Source organism: Demequina litoralis, from assembly GCF_030418455.1.
GTDB classification, from domain to species: Bacteria; Actinomycetota; Actinomycetes; order Actinomycetales; family Demequinaceae; genus Demequina; species Demequina litoralis.
On the sequence record NZ_JAUHPW010000005.1, the window covers coordinates 142,866 to 163,469 of the forward strand.

Sequence of the window (20,604 nt, forward strand, 5' to 3'; positions counted from 1 at the left end):
GCGACCGTCATAGCAATTGCTATACTTGCGGCCATGTCCGAGTGCCTGCGAGACGTCGCCGTGCGCTGCGATGCGATGGTCGAGAAGGCGCGTCGCGAGCTCGTCGCCGCCGTGAGGAACGCCTACGCGTCGGGCGAGACCCAGGCCGCGATCGCCACCCAGATCGGCCGCAGCCAGCCCGAGGTCAACCGCCTCCTTCGCTTCCACGGCACCACGCCGCACGCCCGGAAGCTCCGCGCCCACTCCGCGCAGGTACGCGAGGAGCTGACCGCCGTCGGCGGCCGGAACGTGCGCGTCTTCGGCTCGACGGCGGCGGGCACCGACGGCCCGGGCTCCGACGTGGACCTCGTGTTCGAGATGCGCGAACCGCTGAGCCTCATGCAGCTGTCCGCGGTCGAGCGCAGGCTGTCTGCGCTGCTCGGCGTGGAAGTCGACCTGGTGCCGGAATCCTCCCTGCGCGAGGACCTCCGCGACCGGATCCTCGCCGAGGCGATCACTCTATGAGCAGGACCGACGCCGAGCGCCTCGCCGACGCACGCCTCCACCTCAACACGGCCGTCGAGTACGGTCGGCGCACCCGGCTGGAGCAGGTGCACGTCGACGCGATCTGCATGCGGATCGCAGCAGGGATCGAGGCCCTCAACGGCCTGGCCGCGAGCTCCCGCGACGAGCTCGAGGTCGTGATCGCGACGCTGCGCGACGACATCCCACACCTCGTCGCCGTGCTCGACCGCGCGCTGGAAGGGGAACAGGGCCCGCAGACCCTCGGCTAGGCACACCCGACTACCGGCCCGCATGACAAGGTTTTCACCCCTCTTTGCCCGAACTTGGGAATAGCCGACGCCCCACCCCGGTTGCATCGGCTGCCCCGGCGCGATCGCCGGGCGAGACCCTACGGAGCTGACACCACGATGATCGCCGCCGCCGAGCAGCCGCGCCCGAGCCTCGACAACTACGCCGACCTCCTCGCCCTCGGCGGCATCGTCCGCGACACCGCCGTCTGCTCCGCCTGCGGCCCCGACAGCACGCCGCTGCGTCCCGAGGCCCTCTGGCTCGCCCACGACGCGAACGGCGAGGAGTTCCGCGGCGCCTCGCTGCTGTGCGTCCGCCATGCCGCCGACTGGGCCGAGAGCGGCCCCATCGCCCTCGCCTCCTGAACCCGCGGGTCACGCACCCGCGCACCCGCCGCGCGGGCCTGTTCAAGGATTCGCTGAAACAGCGCAGCACGACAAGCGCCCAGGCGCGCGACACGCGACACACCCGCGAGCGCGCAACCAGATGAACATCTGCTCACCACCCTTCCCGACACGCCGGCAGCCGACCTACCCTGCCCCCAGAGGCCCATCCCCCTCCCAGGGCCCCGCAGGAAAGCAGAGCGTCCATGACCGACGTCCGCGACCTCATCGACTACGACAGTCCCCACAACTACGCCGAGCTCCTCGCGCGCGCCGGCAGCGTGCGCGACACCGCGCGGTGCACCCTGTGCGGCCTCCAGTCGGACCCCCTCCCCCCGCACCGGCTCTCGCTCATCAAGTACCGCCAGTCGGGAAGCGACAAGGGCTCGAGCCGCCTCTACTGCGAGATCCACCTCGCCGAATGGAGGGACGATGCGCGGGCCGCCAGGCGCCCCGGCCGCCGCACCGTGGAGCCGCCCGCGCACCAGATCTGCCCCACCTGCTTCATGCAGATGCCGCTCACCGGCGGCTGCGCCAACTGCGAGTGACCGGCCCGGGGGACCGGCCCGCCGCACGGCCAGGGACCAAGGCCCCACGACCCACCCCGCAGAACCGGTAAGGTGTTCGGCACCCACGACGACAATGACGTACAGAACTGGGACTGCTACATGATCCACGCTCCCGAGCGCCCGAACCTGAGCCTCGACAACTACGCCGACCTCCTGGCCCTCGCCGGAATCGCCCGCGACACCGGCACCTGCAACGCCTGCGGCCCCGACTCGCTGCCGTACCGCACCGACTCGCTCTGGCTGGTCCACGACCAGTCCGGCGAGGACACGAGCGGCCTCGCGCTGCTGTGCGCGCACCACGCGTCGGACTGGGTCCACACGGACCACCTCGCCTCGACGAGCTGATGCACGCGCCAGCCGGGACGTTGGCCCCGCGCGACCCCCGAATCGACCTGCCTACGGTGGATCTACCACTACCAGGAACGATGCACACCCGGGAGTCGCCCGTGACCGACATCCTTGAGACCCGGAACCACCTGAGCCTCGACAACTACGCGGACATGCTCGCGCTCGCCGACATCGTCCGCGCGACCGGACGATGCGTGGCGTGCGGCCCCGCCGCGGCGGCGGTCCGCACGGACGCCCTCTGGATCGTGCACGACCGCACCTCGTCCGACCTCGGCTCGGTCGCGATCCTGTGCGCGCGCCACGCCGCCGAATGGGCGCGCGCGGGCCACGTGGCCTCCGGCGCGGCCGGCGATGTGCCGGGTCGCAAGGGACGCTAGAAGAGCGCGGGACCGGCCTCGCGCTCGGGGGCGCCCGCGGCCTGCACCGGGCCGACCTTCTCGAGGTAGCAGCGGCCGCACAGCGACTCGTAGTCGGCCTGCTGGCCGTCGATCGCGACCTGCTCGCCGTGGCTGACGAACACGCCGCCGACGACGCGGCCGTTGAAGATCGCCTTCGACCCGCAGCGGCAGATGGTCTTGAGCTCCTCGATCGAGTGCGCGATCTCGAGCAGGCGCAGCGACCCGGGGAAGGACCTCGTCATGAAGTCGCCGCGCAGGCCGTAGCAGAGCACCGGGATCCCGTGCTGGACCGCGATGACGAAGGCCTCGTCCACCTGCGCGGGAGTGAGGAACTGCGCCTCGTCGACGAAGATCGCGTCGATCGCGTCGAGGTCGCGGTGCGCGCGCAGCGCCTCGAGCATCGAGTCGCCCGAGTCGAGCAGCACGTCCACGGCGCGCTCGACGCCGATGCGCGAGGACACCGCCTCGCCCGCCTTCGTGTCGATGCCGGGCTTCACGATGACGGGGTGCTGGGCGCGCTCCTCGTAGTTGTAGGCCGCGGTGAGCAGCAGCGCCGTCTTGGACGAGTTCATCGCCCCGTATCGGAAGTACAGCTTCGCCACATCGGCCCCTTCTCTGCGCGTGTGCGAGAAACCCTAGCGGCGCGCGCGACCGCGGAATGCCACGCCGCACCGCCTCGCGGCACCTACCAGGGGCGTCCCGCATCGTGGTCACGAGCGCTCCGAAACGGTGGCATCCTCGTAGGGCTCACCGCGAGCAGTCGGCAACGACGCCGACGAGTTGAAGGAGCATGCATGTCGCTCAACCGGACCGAGATCGCCCGCACCGGGCTCGAGCTCACCGCCAACCTCGAGCGCTCGGGCCTGCCCCGCGAGGATGTCGCCCGCGACCTGGGCTTCAGCACGCGCCGCCTCACCGAGACCCTCCGCGTGGGCCCCGCCTCCGACCCCGCCGACGTGTGGCTGCTGCGCGACTACCTCGACCGCGAGATCCGCGAGCGCGGCGACCTGCCCCACCCGTGGACCGTCCTCACCGACGCCGCCCGCGAGAGCGCCACGCGCTGGTTCGCCCTGCGCACGCCTCCGCAGCGCCGCGCCTCCTGAACGCCCGCGCACCCTGAGCGACCGCGCCTCCTGAAGACTCGCGCCGCCTAGGGACCCTCGCGCCTACGCCTCGCCCCGACCGAACCTCTGCTGGGCGTTCTGCCGCGACGTGCCGAGCGCCGCGCCGATCGCGGTCCACGACTCCCCCGCCTCGCGTGCCTCCGCGACGGCCGCCACGAGCCGGCCGTGCGCCTCGTCGACCCCGGCGGAGGCGTCCACGATCGCCCGCACGTGCGCCGCATGCCGCGCCGTCATGGTCGCCGGCGCGGCGCCCTCGGACGCGGAGCGGTCGGTGGTCGTGGGATCGCTGGGCGGTCGCATCGTCCCTCCTCAGGGTCGCGGGGCCGGACCTCCACCATGCGCCCGCTCGGCCCGGACGTCAACGGCGCCTTGACGGACGCCCGCGCGCGACCCGACCTAACCTGAAGCCATGGCCGACTCCCCGGCACCCGGCGCATCGTCCCCCCAGCCCGCTCCCACCGCGACATCCACCCAGGTCACGGTGCTGCGGATCGCGATCCTCGGCAGCTTCGTCGCGTTCCTCGACGGCAGCATCGTCACCGTGGCGCTGCCCGCGATCGCGCGCGACCTGGGAGGCGGTATCGCGCTGCAGCAGTGGGTGACGGACGCGTACCTCATCACCCTGGGTGCGCTCATCCTGGTGGCCGGCTCGCTGTCCGACACGTTCGGCCGGCTGCGGGTGCTGACGGTGGGGCTGATCGGGTTCGGGGCGATGTCGCTCGTCATCGCGCTCGCCCCCACGGGCGGGATCCTCATCGCCGCGCGGCTGCTGCAGGGCGTCGCCGGCGCGCTGCTGGTCCCGAGCTCCCTCGCGCTCATCATGTCGACCTTCCGCGGGCCGGCGCAGGCGAAGGCCATCGGCACGTGGACCGGTGCGACCACGGGGGCCTTCGTCGCGGGCCCGCTGCTGGGCGGCCTGCTCACCGACTACGCGTCGTGGCGCTGGGCCTTCGGCATCAACGTCATCCCCATCGCGATCACCCTGGGGCTGCTCGCGCGCGTCAAGGCGGCAGGCATGCGCGACGTGCGCCGCCCCGACGCGACCATCGACTACCTGGGCGCGGCGCTGTGCGCGGTGGGGCTCGGCGCGCTCGTGTTCGCGCTCGTCGAGGAGCCCAACCTCGGCTGGGACCACCCCGCGATCCTCGGCGCCGCCGCCGGGGGCGTCCTCGCGCTCGCCGCGTTCCTGTGGCGCCAGGCGCGCATCGCGGACCCGATGCTGCCGCTGGGACTGTTCAAGGCGCGCAACTTCGCGTGGGGCAACCTCACCACCTGGTTCGCGTACGGCGCGATCGCGCTCAACGGCTTCATCGTGGTCGTCTACCTCCAGCAGGGCGCGGGCCTGTCCGCGACCGCCGCGGGCCTGTCCGAGCTGCCCATGACCCTCCTGCTGATCCTCGGCAGCTCACGCGTGGGGGCGCTCGGCGGACGCTACGGGCCGCGGTTCTTCATGACGGCCGGTCCGCTCGTCATGGGCGTCGGCGCGTTCATGCTCGTCGCGGTCTCCGAGGACTTCTCCTACTGGACGCAGGTGCTGCCCGGCATCCTCGTGTTCGGCGTCGGGCTCACCCTCATGGTCGCGCCGCTGACGTCCGCGATCCTGGGCGCCATCGAGACGTCCCGCTCCGGCATCGCGAGCGCGATCAACAACGCGGTCGCACGCATCGCGGGCCTCGTCGCGGTGGCGCTCGTCGGCACCATCGTGGGCGGCGAGCTCGACCTCGACGGCTTCCACCGCGCCACCGTCGTCACCGGCATCTTCATGGTGGTCGCGGGCGCGATCTCGTGGATCGGCATCCGGAACGGTGCGGTCGCACGGGACGATGCGGCGGGCGCCTGAGCGCCGATCCCGCCCCGACGACCGGGAGCGCCGCGCCCGGGCGTGGGGGCCGGCGACCCCCGGCCCGCTACAGGTCGATCGTCGCGCGCTCGACGAGGTACTGACGGTTCATCACGACCGCTTGGATGGTCGCGAGCGAGACGCACGACATCGCGACCACGGGGATCGCTCCCGGCGCCGCGGACGGCAGGATCAGCCCCCACGTGAGGGACACGGCCAGCCAGATGCCGCCCGACACGTAGTACTTGGGCTTCGCGGTCTTGATGCCGGCCCACAGGAAGCCCACCCACGGCAGCACCCCGAACGTCAGCAGCGGCGGCAGGATCCACCACGAGGTCTTCCACCGCCACGCGCGCCGCTCGAGCTTGCGCACCGCATGCGGTGGCAGCGGCTTGCCGTCGGGGCCGGTCCACTGGGCGCTCACGCGGCCTCCTCGAGGTCGTAGGTCCACATGTTGAGGGTCATGGGCACGCCCCGGTACTCGTCGTCGAGCGTGCCGCGGTGCGTGAAGCCGACCGTCCGGCACAGCGCGTTCGACGCCGCGTTGTCCACGTTCGGGCAGGCCATGAGCACGGGCAGGGTGCCCCGCTCGCGCGCGTCCTCGATGACGAGCCGCACGCCGGCGGTCGCGGCGCCCTGGCGCTGGAACTCGGGCAGCACCATCCAGCCGGTCTCGAGGCACGGCGAGCCGTCCCACTCCGACTCCCACCAGCCGATCGAGCCCACCGCCGCATCGTCCCGCCGGATCGTGAACATGTGCGGGCGCCCGCTGTCCCACCCGCGGATGTACTGCTCGTGGCGGCGCGCGAGGCGCGCGTCGGTCTCGGGACCGGCAAGGTGCTCCATCATCTCGGGCACGTTGGCGGCATGGAGGACGGGAAGGTCCGCGTCGGTCCACCGGCGGATCCGGTAGCCCATCAGAGGCCCTTCTCCTCGTCGGTGAGGAGGCCGGCCCAGCCCTCGTAGTCGCCGCCGTGCTTGTCAGCGATGCGCTCGCACACGTCGATGGTCTCGCGCAGGAAGTCCGGGACGAGCGGCGTCCGGTACGCCCGCACGAACAGCATCCACTCGGGGATGTCGTGGCTGGGCTCCACCACCTCGTGGATGACGCGCATGGCACGGAGCTCGTCGGCGGCGGCGCGCAGGCCCGGCTCGGAGCGGAACGCGACGAAGAACTCGGACTCCCGCGGGGCGGTGAGGACGCCTCCGCGCGACTCGAGCGCCGCGAGCTGCTCCTGGTCCTCGCTCCACAGGTCGTACGGCTCGACGCGCTTGCGGCCCCCGAACACCTTCGACAGGAATCCCATGGGTCCACGCTAGCCGCGCGGGGTCCCGGTCCCGGACCGCGCGGGCGTCAGGAGCCGGCGGACCTGCGCATGACCTCGACGAAGCCGAGCTTCTCGTACAGCGCGAGCGCGGCCTCGTTGTCGGCGTCGCAGGTGAGCGCGAGGTCCTTCTCCCCCACCGCCTTGAGCGCGCGGGCGCTCGCCGCGAGCAGCCCCGAGGCGACCCCCTGGCGGCGGTGGTCGGGCAGCGTGATGCAGTCGAGCACGTACGGTGCGTCGGGCAGGTCGTCGCGCAGCGTGCACCGCTGCACCACCGTCACGGCTCCCGCGATGAAGCCGTCCTCGGTGAGCGCGACCGGCGACGCGACCGGCATGAACGCGCCGGCCTCGTTCTTGAACATGGATTGCGTCGATGCGACGACGCCGTCCCAGTCGGGCTCGTACGGTGGACGTTGCGGGTACGCGTCCCACACCGCCGCCGCGAGCCACGGGATGTCCTCGGGCACCATCGCGCGCACGTGCGACCATGGAGTGGCGGCCGCGAGGATCGCCGCCACCGGCGCGCGCATGACGATGCGGTCGTACGGCTGCTCCATCGCGTTCTCGGCCATGCCCCCGACGGTAGCAAAGCCACCCCTTGACATATACCCCTGGGGGTATGCATACTGGATGTCGAGCGGCCGGAGATCCTCCCCCCTGACACCGGCCGCATCACCACGTCACCCCGAGAAGGAGAACACCTATGTGCTCGCGAATCACCTGCAACCAGTGCGGCAAGGCCACGTGGACCGGCTGCGGTCAGCACATCGAGCAGGCGCTCGCCGGCGTCGCCCAGGACCAGCGCTGCTCGTGCGACCAGGGCTCGAGCAACGGCTCGTTCGGCTCGCTCTTCGGCTCGATCTTCTCGCGCTAAGCGCGCGAGAGGAGCGCGCACTGCCCGCGCTCCATCCGGGGAGAGGCCCCGTCACCCACGAGGTGGCGGGGCCTTCCTCGTTCCCGGGCGGCGCGGGACGATGCGCGGGGCACGGATCAGGGCGTTCCCCGATACCGCCGGAGGGCCGGGCGACCTACGCTCGAAGGAGCCCCCTCTGACGCCACGGAGACCGAGATGAGCACCGTTCCCCCACCCCTTCCGCCCAAGGACACCGCGATCACGTACATCCTGTGGTTCTTCCTCGGGCTGTTCGGGATCCACCACTTCTACATGGGCAAGATCGGCCGGGGCATCCTGTGGCTGCTCACGGGCGGGCTGTTCTTCATCGGCTGGATCGTCGACCTCTTCACCATCCCGTCGCAGGTGCGCACCGTGAACGCGCGGCGCTCGGTCGGGCTCCGCTGAGCCGCTCCCCACGAACACCCGGCCGGCTCTCAGCGGGCTCCCAGCCATCGTTGGTGGGATGAGGATCATGAACACCGCCACCACCACCACGGTCGCGGACGTCCTGGCCGGCCTCACCCGCGCCGAGGACGCCGCCTTCGCCGTCGCGATCGACGCCGCGCTCGACGTCGAGGCCTTCGCCACCTACCTCGCGTTCCAGGAGATCGTCGACAACTACGAGGCCCCCGTCGCCCCGGCCGGCCACGCCTACGTCTGCTACGACCCGGCCACCTGCCGCCTCGCGGTGGTCGACTGGGCGCTCGACGTCGCGGTCGGCACCCGCAGCGGGCTGGGCGACGCGGCCGGCGCGCGCCTGCTCGCGGAGCGGTTCCTCGCGCACCCCGACTACGCCGCCCTGGTCGACGCCGAGCTCGAGCGGCTCTGCGCCGCGCTCGTCGCGTCGGGCTCCGCGGATGCGACCGCCGCCGAGTGGGCCCGCGTGCTGCGCGAGCACACCCCGGCGCTCGCCGCCGCGCCCAGCCTGTAGCGCGGCCTCCTCGCGCGGCGGGGGCGGGCGCCCGCCCCCGCCGCGCGGCTCGGTGCCCTCCCTCCCGGCTGTTTCAGGAATCCCGAGAACAGCGACGGCCGACCGCCGGCGGGACGATGCGCGCACGCACCGTGCGAGCGGTGGCACCGGCCGCGCTGGCGGCTGTTTCAGGAATCCCGAGAACTCGCGAACGCACGCACGTCGCGCCGCGGCGCCGATGAAGGGCGGGCGGGCGGCGCGGACCACGCGGGCGGCGCGGACCACGCGGGCGGCGCGGCCCCCGGCCCCCGGCCCCCGGCCCCCGGCCCCGCATCGTCCCTCCGACCCTCCCTGCTAGGTTCGAATCACCCTGCAGGAAGGCACGACACGTCCATGAGCGAGAGCTTCGCCCCCGCGATCACGATGCCGGAGTACGGCGTCCATTCGGAGGTCGGGCGCCTCCAGAAGGTCCTCGTCTGCTCCCCGGGGCTGGCGCACCACCGCCTCACCCCGTCGAACTGCCAGGACCTGCTCTTCGACGACGTCATGTGGGTCGAGAACGCCGAGCGCGACCACGCCGAGTTCGTGCAGCTGATGAGGGACCGCGACATCCAGGTGATGGAGCTCCACACGCTGCTCGCCGAGACCCTCGCGATCCCCCACGCCCGCGCGTGGCTGCTCGACCGCAAGGTCACCCCGGACGAGGTGGGCCTGGGCCTCGCCACCGACATCCGCGGCTACCTCGACGAGCTCCCGTCCGACGAGCTCGCGAAGCACATCATCGGCGGCCTCTCCACGCTGGACCTCCCCCGCGACTTCTCGCCGCCCGGCATCCAGCTGGTGCGCGAGGAGTCCGGCATGCGCGACTACCTCCTGCCGCCGCTGCCCAACACGCTCTTCACGCGCGACACCACCTCGTGGGTGTACGAAGGCGTCACGCTCAACCCGCTGTACTGGTCCGCGCGCCACGCCGAGACCCTCGTGATGAAGGCGGTCTACGGCTTCCACCCCGACTTCGGCGACGCGGTCAACGTGTGGTGGGGCGACCCGGAGTTCGACCACGGCCTCGCGACGCTCGAGGGCGGCGACGTCATGCCGATCGGCAACGGCACCGTGGTGGTCGGCATGTCCGAACGCTCCAGCCGCCAGGCCATCACCCAGCTCGCGATGGAGCTGTTCCTCGCCGAGGGCGCCGAGCAGGTCATCGTCGCCAAGCTCCCGCGGCTGCGCTCCGCGATGCACCTCGACACGGTCTTCACGCTCGCGGACCGCGACCTCTGCACCGTCTTCCCCGGCATCATCGACGAGATCGAGACCTTCACCATCCGCGAGGCGCCCGCGCCGACCATGCTCGACGTGCGCCGCGAGGACCGGCCGTTCGTCGAGGTCGTGGGAGAGGCGCTGGGTGTGGAGCTGCGCGTCATCGCCACCGGCGGCGACCGCTACGCCTCGGAGCGCCAGCAGTGGGACTCGGGCAACAACCTGCTCGCGCTCGAGCCCGGCGTGGTGGTCGCCTACGACCGCAACACCCAGACCAACGACGAGCTGCGCGCGGCCGGCGTCGAGGTCATCGAGATCGTCGGAGCGGAACTCGGACGCGGCCGTGGCGGCGCCCACTGCATGACCCAGCCGCTGCTCCGCGACGCCTGAGAATCTTTTACGCAACATCCATGTTGCGTTTTACGCGACACTCCCGCTAGGGTGCGGGTCAGGCAAGCCTTACCTACCCTGCCCCGGCGCCCCGCGCCCCGTCCCCACCCTGGAGTCCACGTGCTCACACGCGTCGCTTCAGCGCGCCCGCGCGCCGCCGCACTCACGGCCGCCGCCCTGCTCGCGCTGCTGCTCTCACCCCTCCTGATCGCCCTGCCGGCGCAGGCCGCCACCACCGGCGGCTCGCTCAGCTGGGGCGTGAAGTCCTCGTTCCGCTCATACGTCACCGGCACCGGCGGCACGGTCACCGCGGTCTCGCCCGCGACCGACGACGGCACCACCACCGCCTTCCCCTTCGTGTCCGGGGACGATGCGTCGGCCACGTACGCCGGCACGGTCGCCTTCGACGCGCACGGCGGCGCGCTGCACCTCGAGATCGCAGACCCGGCCGTTGCCGTGTCGGGCACGTCGGGCACGCTGTCGGCCACGGTCGGCGGGGCGTCGACCGAGCTCGTCACGCTCGACCTGTCGGGCATCGTCCCGACCGTCGCCGACGGCCTCGTCACCTTCGCCTCCGTGCCCGCGACGCTCACCGCGGCGGGCGCGGCCGTGTTCGGGTCGTACCCGGCCGGCGAGGCGATGGACCCCGTGACGTTCTCGCTCCCGGCGGGCGGGACGACCGAGCCGGAGACGGAGCCGACGGACGAGCCCACCGACGAGCCGACGGACGAGCCCACCGACGAGCCCACCGACGAGCCGACCACCCCGGCCGCGACCCCCGAGGTCGCGATCGACCGCTCCGAGAACCTCGACGGCACCGGCGACACCATCACCGTGACCGGCACCGGCTTCCTCCCGAGCGCCCCCGCGACCACCGGCACCCGCCCGCCGCTCGCGGGCAAGTTCACCGGCGTGTACGTCGTCGTCTCCAAGTTCGCCGACGAGTGGCAGCCGAGCACCGGCGCCGCCAGCTCGAGCCGCCCCCGCGGCACCACGTTCTGGGCGCTGCCCGCGGACAGCATGGCCTCGGTCGGCGGCGCTGCCGCCGGCGCCATCGAGCTCGCCGAGGACGGCTCCTTCACCGCGACCTTCGACGTCGCCGACACCGACCTCGAGGGCGTCGACGGCACCTGGGGCGTCTACACCTACGCCGCCGGCGGCGCCGTCCACGCGCCCTTCGAGACCGCGACGACCTTCTCCTTCGCACCGCGCGTGACCGTCACCCCGACCGAGGGCCTCGACGACGTCGCGACCGTCACCGTCGAGGGCCGCAACTTCCTGCCCGCCGGCGCCGCCACCACCGGCAAGTACCCGCCGCTGGCCGGCAAGTTCACGGGCGTCTACGTGGCCGCCGGAAAGTACGCGGACGTGTGGCGACCCACCGAGGGCGCCGCATCGTCCACCCGCAAGAACGCCGACGTCCGCTGGGCCGTGCCCGCCGAGGAGGTCGACACCATCGGCGGCACCGCCGCGGGCGCCGTCGCGATCGACGCGGCCGGCACCTTCACCACGACCCTCACCGTCGACAAGGCGGCCCTCGCCGACATCGACGGCACCTGGGGCGTCTACACCTACGCCGCGGGCGGCGCCAAGCACGCGCCGTTCGAGACCGCCACGCCGCTGACCTTCGCGTCGGACGATGCGGCGGTCGAGACGGGCATCGCCGTCACCCCCGCGGACGGCGTCGAGGCGGGCGACACCGTCACCATCACTGGCACCCTGCCCGCGCAGGTGGACGGCCAGGACACGTCGGTGTACGTGATGTGGTGCGCCGAGCCGACGGGCGAGGTCGGCACCGCCGACGGCCGCCCCACTGGCGCCGACTGCGACACGTCGCGCCAGCAGTGGCTCATGCACACGTCGGTCTACGGGCTGGCCGCCACCGGCTCCGTCACCGACGGCGTGTGGACCTTCGAGACCTCGCTCGAGGTCCCCGCGGGCTTCGGCGACGTCACGTGCGCCGCGACCGGCGACACCACCTGCGGCGTGTTCGTGCGCCTCGCCCACACGTTCGCGGGCGACTACTCGCTCGACCAGTTCGTGCCGGTGACGCTCGCCGGCGCGACCGATGGCGGCGACAGCGGCGACGGGTCCGGCTCCGGGTCGACCGACGTCTCCGGGTCCGGCTCCACCGGCGGTTCTGGCTCCGGCTCGACGGGCTCGACCGGCGGCTCCGGCTCCACCGGCTCGACCACCGGCACGACCGTCGTCGGCCGCCTCACCTGGGGCATCGACGCGGGCTTCCGCACCTACGTCACCGGCCCGATCGCGCAGGGTGCGATCTCGGTGACCGGCGCGACCGCGTCCAACGGCGCGTACACGTTCGTGCAGTCGGGTGGCGACGCCGAGGCGGCTCAGCGCACCGGCACGGCGCGGTACGCCGGCGCGGTGACCTTCACCGGCCACCACGGCCTGCTGAACCTCACGATGTCGAACCCGTACGTGCGCCTCGACGGCTCTCGCGGCGTGCTCAGCCTCGCGGTCGACGGCACGCGCGTCGACTTCGCGACGCTCGACCTGTCCGGCGGCACCCGCACCACGCTCGACGGCGCGGTGCGCTGGGCGGGCGTCCCCGCGACGCTCACCGCGGCCGGCGCGGACGCCTTCGACGACTTCTACCCCGCGGGCCGCGTGCTCGACCCGGTGACCTTCACAGTCGGCACGGGCACCGTCTCAGCGGGCCAGGGCGGCACCACGGTGGTCGCCTCGGCGGGAGGCCCCGGCGCATCGTCCTCCTCGACGCACGTGCCCGCGACGCCGCCGGCGACCACGGGCATCGAGATCGACGACGAGACCCTCGCCCGGCTGCTCGCCGGCGAGGAGGTCACGCTCCGCGTGGGCGGCTTCGGCGCCCACGAGACCGGGATCCGCGTCGTCATCTACTCCACCCCGACCGTCCTCGCGGACGGCCTCGCCGCCGACGCGAACGGCGTCGTCACGTGGACCGGCGCCCTGCCCGGCTCGCTCACCGGCAGCCACACGCTCACGTTCCAGGGCTCGGAGAGCTACGGGCTCGCGCTCGAGATCCCTGCGCGCACCATGTGCCCGGTGGACGATGCGACGCTCACCTGGGGCGTGAAGGCCTCCTTCCGTTCGTACATCGAGAGCACCATCGCGAGCGGCTCGTGGGAGCTCGACGGCGTCACCTACGAGTCGGGTGAGTTCACCTGGACCGGCGCGGGCTCGCTCGACACCGACCCGGTGAGCGGCGCGGTCGCCTTCGACGGCGGCGTGCGCTTCGTCGGCCACGACGGCGCGCTCGACACCACGCTCGCGAACCCCACGCTCGACGTGTCGGGCGGCGTCGCGACGCTGCTGGTCGACGTGCACGGCGAGCGCCAGGACGGCGCCACGGTCGCCTCCGACGCGGTGGCATTCGCGGCGCTCGACATGGAGGCCGGCACGGTCACCGTCGACGGCGACGTCGTCACGATCACGGGCATCCCGGCGACGCTCACGGCGGAAGGCTCGGCCGCCTTCGGCACGTACCCCGCCGGCGAGGCGCTCGACCCGGTCACCGTGGTGCTCACCAGTGCCGACGCATGCGCCGGCGTGGTCGCGGGCCTGCCCGCGCCCGAGGTCGCGGTCGCCGAGGACGAGGCGGAGGACGCCGCCGCGGACACCGACGTCGCCGTCGAGGGCACCACCGCCACCGAGACCGAGGCGGCCGAGGTCGCCGCCTCCGACACCCTCCCCTGGTGGGTGTGGGCGCTCGGCGGCACGGTGCTCGTGGGCGCGGCTCTCGCCGCCGGGCTGGTGCGCGCGCGACGCGGCTGACCCTCGGCTCTCGACACACAGAAGGCGCCCCCGACCGGCAAGGTCGGGGGCGCCTTCTCCGTCCAGGCGTTTACCTCTCCACGCCGCACCGCCGGGAGGGCGCCGGTATCGCCGATGTTCCCGATCACATCCGCGTCGCGCGTGGAGGAGTGCCTCACCGGCGTGGAGAGGCAACCGCGAGGATCAGCGGCGCGGGAGCACCACCGGCAGGCCCGTGTCGGGATCCTCGATGACCCGCACGCCCAGCCCGTAGACGCGCTCGAGCAGCTCCGGCACCAGCACCTCGCGCGGCGAGCCCATACCCGCGAGCCGCGCCCGGTCGAGCACCGCGATGCGGTCCGCGTACGCAGCCGCGAGCGACAGGTCGTGGACCACCACGACCACCGCCGCGCCCGCGCGCGCCAGCTCGCGCGCGAGCGCGAACACCTCCTCCTGGTGGCGGATGTCGAGCGCCGCGGTGGGCTCGTCGAGCATGACGATGCGGGTGCGCTGCGCCAGCACGCGTGCGAGCGACACGCGCGCCCGCTCGCCGCCGGACAGGGACGGGAACGCCCGCCCGGCGAGGTGCGCGACGTCGGCGCGGGCCAGGGACTCGGCGATCACCGCATCGTCCTCATCCGACTCGGGGCGTCCGCGCCACGGCGCGCGCCCCATCGCGACTACCTCGGCGACGGTGAAGGGGAACGCGACCTGGTTGTCCTGCGTGAGGACGGCGCGCTCGCGCGCGAGCGGGCCCGGCTGCCACGCGGACAGCGGCCGGCCGTCGAGCTCGACGAGCCCGCCCGCGAGACTCCGCTCCCCCGACAGCGCGGACAGCAGCGTCGACTTGCCGGCGCCGTTGGGCCCCACGAGCGCGAGCAGCTCGCCGTGGCGGACGTCGAGCGTGACGGAGTCGACGAGGGCGGCGTCGCCCGCGCGGACGGTGACGTCGCGGGCGTGGATCGCGGCGGTCACGCCCAGCCTCCCGCCCGGGTGCGCGCGCGGCGCAGCAGCCAGAAGAAGAACGGCCCGCCCACGAGGGAGGTGAGCAGCCCGATGGGCAGCTCGGCGCCGGACACGAGCGTGCGGGCGGCGACGTCGGCGTACGTGAGCAGCACGGCGCCGCCGAGCGCGCTCGCCGCGAGCAGGGCACGATGCGCGGGGCCCAGGACCATGCGCATGACGTGCGGCACCACGAGGCCGACGAACGCGATGATGCCCGCGTACGCGACCGCGGCGCCGGTGAGGACCGCGACCACCAGGATGGAGACGATGCGCAGGCGCTCGACGCGCACGCCCAGGTGCGCGGCCGTGCGCTCGCCGAGCGCGAGCAGGTCGTAGCGGGACGCGAGCCCGAGCGAGACGGCGACGCCCACGGCGGTGAGGGCGGCGACCACGGCGACCTCGTTCCAGCGCGAGCCGTTGAGGCTGCCGAGCTGCCAGAACACGATCTGCTCGCGCGCGGCCGAGTCGCCCATGAACAGCAGCAGCGCGAGGCCCGCGCCGGCGAACGCGTTGACCGCGATGCCGGTGAGCAGCAGGGTGACCACCTCGGTGCGGCCGTTGGACCGCGCCATGGTGTACACGAGCATCGTCACGCCCACGCCGCCGGCGAAGGCGAGCCCCGCGACGGACGCGACCGACCCGAGCGCGGCGCCCGTGACGATCGCGAGCGCCGCTCCCAGCGCGGCGCCGGAGGACACGCCCACGACGCCGGGCTCGGCGAGCGGGTTGCCGAAGATGGCCTGCATGACCGCGCCCGCGACCGCGAGCGCCGCGCCCACGAGGACGCTCATCGCGACCCGCGGGAAGCGGATCTGCCACAGGGCCTGCGTGGTGACGTCGCTGGTGGGGGTCCACGCGGTGTCGACGCCGAGGCCCTGGAGGAACGCGCCGACCACCTCGGTGGGCGCGATCGCGAGCTGGCCGACCGCCGCGGAGACCACCACGCCGACCGCGAGCGCGCCCGCGAGGCCGGCGCCCACCGCGACGGCGCGGCGCGACGGCGCGCTCACCCGCCGTAGACCGCGGCAGCGAGCGCCTCGACGATCGCCGCCGAGCGCGGGCCGAACGCCAGGATGTCGTGGTCGTCCATGGAGACGATGCGCCGGTCCCGGCCCGCGGCGGTGAGGGCGATCGCGGGGCGCGCGTCGAGCAGCCCGTCGATCCCGCCCACGGACTCGAGGCCCTTCGTCATCACGAGGATGACGTCGGGGTCCGCGGCGAGCATCGCCTCGTCGGTGAGCGGCTGCATGCCGGTGATGCCGGCGTCGGCGGCCGCGTCGACGCCGCCGAGGGCGTCGATGAGCTCGTCCGCCCCCGACTCGTCGCCGAACATGTAGTACACGCCCGCCGAGCCGCGCAGGTAGAGGAACGCCATCCGCGGCGCCTCGCCCGCGTCGGACGCGAGGGCCGCCACGTCGGCGGTGGCCGCGACGACCTCGGCCGCGATGCGGTCCGCGAGCTCCACGCCCGCATCCGGGACCCCGAGCGCGGCACCCACCTGGCGCGCGAGCTCGCCCGCGCCGTCGAAGCCGGCCTCGTTGTCCACGTAGACCACGGGGATGCCGGCGTCACGGAGCTGCGCGACCGCATCGGACGGACCGATGCTGCCGTCGGTGAGCACCACGGTCGGCTCGAGCGCGAGCACCGCCTCGGGCGTGAGCGTGTGCCCCGACCCGGTCACCACCGGCACGTCCTCGAGGCCGGGGATCTCGGCGGCGACGTCGCGCCCCACGAGGTTCTCCCCGAGCCCCAGCCCGGCGACCGTGGCGGCGATGGCGCCGCTCATGTCGACCGCGACGATCCGGCTCGCATCGGCCACGGCGACCTCGCGGTCGCCGGCGCGCTCGTGCGAGACCACCGTGACGGGGAGCGCGGGAACGGGCGCGCCGACGGGTGCGACGGCACGGTCGGCGAGCACCGCGGTCGCGGGCCCGACCGCGGACGAGGCCGCCGCCGACGTGGTGGCCGGCTGCGGCGAGGCGGTCGCCGCGCAGCCCGCGAGGGCGACGGCGAGCGCCCCGGCCGCGAGCCGGGCGACGATGCGCGCGACCACTACGCCGCGACGGGCGCGTCCGCGCCGAGGGCCTCGAAGATGTCCGCGTTGAAGCCGAAGGCGGCCTTGGCCTCGGCGATGAGCGCCGCCTCCTGCGCGTCGTCGAGCTCGAGCGCGTCGAGCTGCTCGCGGTAGGCGCGCTTGTAGCGCACGGCCGAGTCGATCTGCTCGAACCGGTAGAAGCCCAGCTGCTCGTCGGTCGCGCCGTAGTGGCGTGCCACCAGCTTCGCGATCGCCTGGCCGCCCGAGAGGTCGCCCAGGTAGCGGGTGTAGTGGTGGGCCACGTAGCGCGGGACGTCGTGCACCGCGAGGCCGCGCAGGTGGTCGACGTACGCCTGCGTCGCGGGCAGCGCGGGCAGCGCCCGCTCCCAGTCGCCGGCGCCCAGGGCCTCGAGGTCCGCCTCCATCGACGGCACGCGGCGCAGCGCCTCGTCCGCGAGGAAGGCCGGGTCCCCGGCCTGCGGCTCGCGGGACTCGAGGGCGCGGTACACGTAGGTGTACTGCGCGAGGTAGCGGGTGTACGCGTCGAGGTCGAGCTCGCCGCCCATGAGGCGGGTGATGAAGCCGCGGTTCTCGGTGTCGCGGTGCTCGGGTGCGGTGGCCTCGCGCAGGCGCGAGGCGAGCCCCTCCGGGGACTGGGGATCGGTCATGGGGGAAACATAGCAATTCCGCAAGCCTTGTGTCACGAAAATCGATTCGCGCCGGGAGCACAGCACCCCGGGCGGCCGCGTCGTCGAGGCCGTCCCGGGGTCACAGGTAGGTGCGGACACGCCATTGTGTCCGCACCACCCGACGCTAGCGCCGTTAAACGTTGCAGAGCCCAGCGTTACGGAATAGTTATCAATGGGAACGGTCACATTGCGGCTCCGAGTGCCATTCGGCCCCTGCCGAGGACGATGCGCGGGGTTCGCGGCCCCGCGGGATACAGTCACGAGGGTGAGGGGGGTGACGCCCATGACCGGTTCCGCGACCGACGTCGCCGAGTCCGCCGAGCCGTCCCCGCGCGACCCCCCGGAGGGCGTCGGACCGCACGGCCGCATCCTCATCCTGCGGACGCTCCGCGACCGCCGTCGCCGCGCATCGTCCACCCAGCCGCCCCGCCTGCTCGAGCCCACGTTCTCCGGCGTGGGGCTGGTGGCGGGCGCGCTCTTCATCGCGGTGTCGCTCGAGCCGTCGCTGCTGCCCCGGATCCCGATCGTGCAGGGCGTCGCGACGGGCGTGTCCTTCATGGTCGGGTACGGCCTGGGTGCTGGTGCGCACGCGATCTGGAACTACCTCGAGGTGCCGAACCTGCGCGGCCGCGCACGCATCATCGTGGGCTGGACGGTGCTCGGCCTCATCGGCCTGAGCCTGGGCCTCGCTATCTGGCGCTGGGTGGGCTGGCAGAACGGGATCCGTCGCACCTTCGGGATGGAGGAGCTCGACCCGACGGCGTGGCCCATCGTCGTGGGCATAGCGCTCGTGGTCGCCGCGGCGCTGCTGGTCGCGGCGCGCGCGCTGCGGATGGTGTTCCGCTGGGCCGACCAGCTGCTTCTGCGCTTCCTCCCCCATCGGCTCGCGGTCACGCTCGCGACGGCGGGGATGGCGCTGCTGCTGTGGCTGCTCTTCTCGGGAGTGCTGGTGCAGGGCTTCTTCGTGGTCGCCAACTGGGCGTTCTCGGCGCGCGACCTCAACGACAGGCTGGGCACCACCGAGGTGGCGTCGGCGCTGCGCTCGGGGGGCGACGGCTCGCTCGTCGCGTGGGAGGACCTGGGCCGCCAGGGTCGCGCCTTCGTCTCGGGCGGTCCGACGGTCGACGAGCTGGCCTCGTGGTCCGGCGGCGCCGCGGTCGAGCCCATCCGCGTGTTCGTGGGCCTGCGCTCGGCGGACACGCTCGAGGAGCGCGCGCAGCTGCTGCTCGACGAGCTGGTCCGCACGGGAGCCTTCGACCGCGACGTGCTGGTGCTCACCACGACCACCGGCACGGGCTTCATCGACGCGAACGCCGCCGACTCGCTCGAGTTCCTCTACGACGGCGACACCGCGATCGCGGGCCTGCAGTACTCGTACCTGCCCAGCTGGATCTCGCTGCTCGCCGACCAGGAGGCGGTCGACGAGGCCTCGCAGGTGACGTTCCGCCTGGTGCACGACTACTGGGCCGAGCTCCCCGCCGACGCCCGCCCCGAGTTCTACCTCTACGGCCTGTCGCTGGGGTCCGCGGGCGTCGAGTCGATCCTCAGCTCGATCGACATCCTCAACGAGCCCGTCGACGGCGCGCTCATGACCGGCCCGACCTTCCTCAACCTCATGCACAACGAGCTCGAACGCTCGCGCGACGCGGGCTCGCCCGCCTGGCTGCCGGTGGTGAGCGACGGCCGCACGGTGCGCTTCACGGGCGAGCAGGACGCGCTCGGCGAGCCGACCGCCCGGTGGGGCGACACGCGGGTCGTGTACCTGCAGCACGGGTCCGACCCCGTGGTGTTCTTCTCCCCGGTGACCTTCTACCGCGAGCCCGAGTGGCTCCAGGGTTCCTCGCGCGCACCCGACGTCTCGCCCGAGATGCGCTGGTTCCCCCTCATCACCGGGTGGCAGACGATGCTCGACATGCCGGCCGCCGGCTCGGTGCCGGAGGGATTCGGCCACATGTACACCGCGAAGGCGAACCTGCAGGCGTGGGTGGGGGTGACGGATCCCGAGGGGTGGGACGCCGCCGACACCGCGGCCCTGGGCGACTACCTCAACGAGCGCCGCCAGGAGCAGCTCACGCTGCTGGAGCAGCTGGGGCGGTAGCGGGCCGTCCCCACCCACCAGCCACCAGCCACCACCCACCGCCCACCACCCACCACCCACCACCCACCACCCACCACCAGCGATACCGCTGAGCGTGCGTTCCAGCCCGGATCCGGCGCTCGCGATACCGCCGAGCGTTCAGGCGCGCGAACGCCCCGCGCGCCGGGTGGGCGCGCGGGGCGTGACGAGGTGGAGGCAGCGTCAGCGCGTGATGCCGAAGCCGCCGGTCCAGCCGATCTTCTCCGACACCGCGAGCGTGAGCTGCGCGAAGCCGATGGCCTCGAGCTCGTGGGCGCGGGCCAGCGCGCCGGCGTCGATGGCCTCGAGCCCGCCCGCCTCGACCGCGGCCACGAGGGTCGCCTTGGCCTCGGCCGAGTCGCCCGCGACGAGCACGGTGGTGGTGAGCTCGCCGACCTTCTTGGCGCCCAGGGTCGCCGCGAAGTTGGTGTTGAACGCCTTCAGCACGTGCGCGGAGGGGATGCGTGCCTGGATCTCGGCGGCGGCCGACGAGCCGGCGGGCACGACGAGCGAGTCGAAGGTCTCGAAGTTCAGCGGGTTGGTGATGTCGACGACGACCTTGCCGGCGAGCGCGTCGGCGTACGCGTCGAGGATCGAGTCCACGGCGGGGAACGGCACCGCGAGGACGACGACGTCGCCGTCGACGGGCGCGACGCCCACCTGGTGCTTGGCGACGTAGGTGACGGAGCTGCCGCCGTCGGCGAGCACGCCACCGATCGCGTTCGCCATGTTGCCGGTGCCGATGATCGTGAAGGTCGTCATGTCGATT

General features: G+C 73.2%; 25 protein-coding genes. 14 read left to right on the forward strand and 11 right to left on the reverse strand.

The features are described from left to right. Positions 1-33: 33 nt before the first annotated feature. The 6 genes from QQX09_RS08100 to QQX09_RS08125 all read left to right on the forward strand — a co-directional run bounded on the left by QQX09_RS08100 (position 34) and on the right by QQX09_RS08125 (position 2,469). Complete coding sequence (locus tag QQX09_RS08100) at positions 34-504, forward strand: nucleotidyltransferase family protein (protein ID WP_301133260.1); 471 nt, start codon at positions 34-36, stop codon at positions 502-504. Then, positions 501-773 carry a hypothetical protein gene (locus QQX09_RS08105; RefSeq protein ID WP_301133261.1) on the forward strand — a complete coding sequence of 91 codons (273 nt, stop codon included), beginning with the start codon at positions 501-503 and terminating at the stop codon, positions 771-773. The genes QQX09_RS08100 and QQX09_RS08105 overlap by 4 nt, the downstream gene beginning before the upstream one ends. A 138-nt stretch (positions 774-911) precedes the next feature. Beyond that, the gene (locus QQX09_RS08110; protein ID WP_301133263.1) at positions 912-1,157 is read left to right on the forward strand and encodes a hypothetical protein; all 246 of its coding nucleotides are present in this window, start codon (positions 912-914) and stop codon (positions 1,155-1,157) included. A 224-nt stretch (positions 1,158-1,381) separates the two neighbouring features. Next, positions 1,382-1,723 carry a hypothetical protein gene (locus tag QQX09_RS08115; protein ID WP_301133266.1) on the forward strand — a complete coding sequence of 114 codons (342 nt, stop codon included), beginning with the start codon at positions 1,382-1,384 and terminating at the stop codon, positions 1,721-1,723. Positions 1,724-1,843: 120 nt separating this feature from the next. Beyond that, complete coding sequence (locus QQX09_RS08120) at positions 1,844-2,089, forward strand: hypothetical protein (RefSeq protein WP_301133268.1); 246 nt, start codon at positions 1,844-1,846, stop codon at positions 2,087-2,089. Between the two features lie 101 nt (positions 2,090-2,190). Further along, positions 2,191-2,469: a hypothetical protein gene (locus QQX09_RS08125; protein WP_301133271.1), complete on the forward strand. Its 279-nt coding sequence runs from the start codon at positions 2,191-2,193 to the stop codon at positions 2,467-2,469. Here QQX09_RS08125 and QQX09_RS08130 read toward each other — a convergent pair. Further along, positions 2,466-3,092, reverse strand: a complete 627-nt coding sequence (locus QQX09_RS08130; RefSeq protein WP_301133273.1) for a thymidine kinase — start codon at positions 3,090-3,092, stop codon at positions 2,466-2,468. The two genes, QQX09_RS08125 and QQX09_RS08130, sit on opposite strands and share 4 nt — an antisense overlap. A gap of 192 nt (positions 3,093-3,284) precedes the next feature. On the opposite strand from QQX09_RS08130, the gene QQX09_RS08135 reads away from it, so the two are divergent. Next, positions 3,285-3,593 (forward strand): DUF2316 family protein, encoded by a 309-nt coding sequence (locus QQX09_RS08135; RefSeq protein ID WP_301133276.1) that lies wholly within the window; start codon positions 3,285-3,287, stop codon positions 3,591-3,593. Between the two features lie 63 nt (positions 3,594-3,656). Here the strand turns inward: QQX09_RS08135 and QQX09_RS08140 are convergent, their stop codons facing one another. Then, positions 3,657-3,914, reverse strand: coding sequence for a hypothetical protein (locus QQX09_RS08140; protein ID WP_301133279.1), 258 nt, complete (start codon positions 3,912-3,914; stop codon positions 3,657-3,659). A gap of 109 nt (positions 3,915-4,023) precedes the next feature. On the opposite strand from QQX09_RS08140, the gene QQX09_RS08145 reads away from it, so the two are divergent. Then, a complete protein-coding gene (locus QQX09_RS08145) occupies positions 4,024-5,454 on the forward strand; it encodes an MFS transporter (protein WP_301133281.1) in 1,431 nt (476 codons plus the stop codon). A 67-nt stretch (positions 5,455-5,521) separates the two neighbouring features. Here QQX09_RS08145 and QQX09_RS08150 read toward each other — a convergent pair whose 3' ends face one another. From QQX09_RS08150 to QQX09_RS08165, 4 genes are read right to left on the reverse strand one after another with little or no spacing between them, the layout of a single operon-like run. Beyond that, a complete protein-coding gene (locus tag QQX09_RS08150; protein WP_301133284.1) occupies positions 5,522-5,878 on the reverse strand; it encodes a hypothetical protein in 357 nt (118 codons plus the stop codon). Next, entirely contained in the window at positions 5,875-6,372 is a 498-nt protein-coding gene (locus tag QQX09_RS08155; protein ID WP_301133286.1) for a GNAT family N-acetyltransferase, read from the reverse strand. The genes QQX09_RS08150 and QQX09_RS08155 overlap by 4 nt, the downstream gene beginning before the upstream one ends. Continuing rightward, positions 6,372-6,761: a ribonuclease E inhibitor RraB gene (locus QQX09_RS08160; protein WP_301133290.1), complete on the reverse strand. Its 390-nt coding sequence runs from the start codon at positions 6,759-6,761 to the stop codon at positions 6,372-6,374. Before QQX09_RS08160 ends, QQX09_RS08155 begins: the two co-directional genes overlap by 1 nt. Positions 6,762-6,808: 47 nt before the next feature. Further along, positions 6,809-7,351: a GNAT family N-acetyltransferase gene (locus QQX09_RS08165; protein WP_301133292.1), complete on the reverse strand. Its 543-nt coding sequence runs from the start codon at positions 7,349-7,351 to the stop codon at positions 6,809-6,811. A 131-nt stretch (positions 7,352-7,482) separates the two neighbouring features. On the opposite strand from QQX09_RS08165, the gene QQX09_RS08170 reads away from it, so the two are divergent. From QQX09_RS08170 to QQX09_RS08190, 5 genes are all read left to right on the forward strand, one after another. Then, positions 7,483-7,653, forward strand: a complete 171-nt coding sequence (locus tag QQX09_RS08170; RefSeq protein WP_301133294.1) for a DUF8730 family Cys-rich protein — start codon at positions 7,483-7,485, stop codon at positions 7,651-7,653. A gap of 195 nt (positions 7,654-7,848) precedes the next feature. Then, positions 7,849-8,079 (forward strand): NINE protein, encoded by a 231-nt coding sequence (locus tag QQX09_RS08175; protein WP_301133297.1) that lies wholly within the window; start codon positions 7,849-7,851, stop codon positions 8,077-8,079. A 67-nt stretch (positions 8,080-8,146) separates the two neighbouring features. Next, complete coding sequence (locus QQX09_RS08180) at positions 8,147-8,605, forward strand: CotH kinase family protein (RefSeq protein ID WP_301133300.1); 459 nt, start codon at positions 8,147-8,149, stop codon at positions 8,603-8,605. A 372-nt stretch (positions 8,606-8,977) separates the two neighbouring features. After that, entirely contained in the window at positions 8,978-10,234 is a 1,257-nt protein-coding gene (locus QQX09_RS08185) for an arginine deiminase (protein ID WP_301133302.1), read from the forward strand. Between the two features lie 120 nt (positions 10,235-10,354). After that, positions 10,355-14,011, forward strand: coding sequence for an HtaA domain-containing protein (locus QQX09_RS08190; protein WP_301133304.1), 3,657 nt, complete (start codon positions 10,355-10,357; stop codon positions 14,009-14,011). A gap of 183 nt (positions 14,012-14,194) precedes the next feature. Here QQX09_RS08190 and QQX09_RS08195 read toward each other — a convergent pair whose 3' ends face one another. The 4 genes from QQX09_RS08195 to QQX09_RS08210 are packed head-to-tail and all read right to left on the reverse strand — an operon-like array spanning position 14,195 to position 17,698. Further along, positions 14,195-14,965, reverse strand: a complete 771-nt coding sequence (locus QQX09_RS08195) for a heme ABC transporter ATP-binding protein (protein ID WP_301133309.1) — start codon at positions 14,963-14,965, stop codon at positions 14,195-14,197. Next, positions 14,962-16,005, reverse strand: a complete 1,044-nt coding sequence (locus QQX09_RS08200; protein WP_436969056.1) for a FecCD family ABC transporter permease — start codon at positions 16,003-16,005, stop codon at positions 14,962-14,964. The genes QQX09_RS08195 and QQX09_RS08200 overlap by 4 nt, the downstream gene beginning before the upstream one ends. Next, the gene (locus QQX09_RS08205; RefSeq protein ID WP_301133312.1) at positions 16,002-17,048 is read right to left on the reverse strand and encodes a heme/hemin ABC transporter substrate-binding protein; all 1,047 of its coding nucleotides are present in this window, start codon (positions 17,046-17,048) and stop codon (positions 16,002-16,004) included. The genes QQX09_RS08200 and QQX09_RS08205 overlap by 4 nt, the downstream gene beginning before the upstream one ends. Beyond that, positions 17,048-17,698, reverse strand: a complete 651-nt coding sequence (locus tag QQX09_RS08210) for a biliverdin-producing heme oxygenase (RefSeq protein ID WP_301133314.1) — start codon at positions 17,696-17,698, stop codon at positions 17,048-17,050. The genes QQX09_RS08205 and QQX09_RS08210 overlap by 1 nt, the downstream gene beginning before the upstream one ends. A gap of 304 nt (positions 17,699-18,002) precedes the next feature. Here QQX09_RS08210 and QQX09_RS08215 point away from each other — a divergent pair, with 304 nt between their 5' ends. Next, complete coding sequence (locus tag QQX09_RS08215; RefSeq protein WP_301133316.1) at positions 18,003-19,817, forward strand: alpha/beta hydrolase; 1,815 nt, start codon at positions 18,003-18,005, stop codon at positions 19,815-19,817. 201 nt (positions 19,818-20,018) lie between these two features. On the opposite strand, the gene QQX09_RS08220 is transcribed toward QQX09_RS08215, so the two are convergent. Continuing rightward, positions 20,019-20,597, reverse strand: coding sequence for an NADPH-dependent F420 reductase (locus QQX09_RS08220; protein WP_301133318.1), 579 nt, complete (start codon positions 20,595-20,597; stop codon positions 20,019-20,021). Positions 20,598-20,604 lie beyond the last annotated feature (7 nt).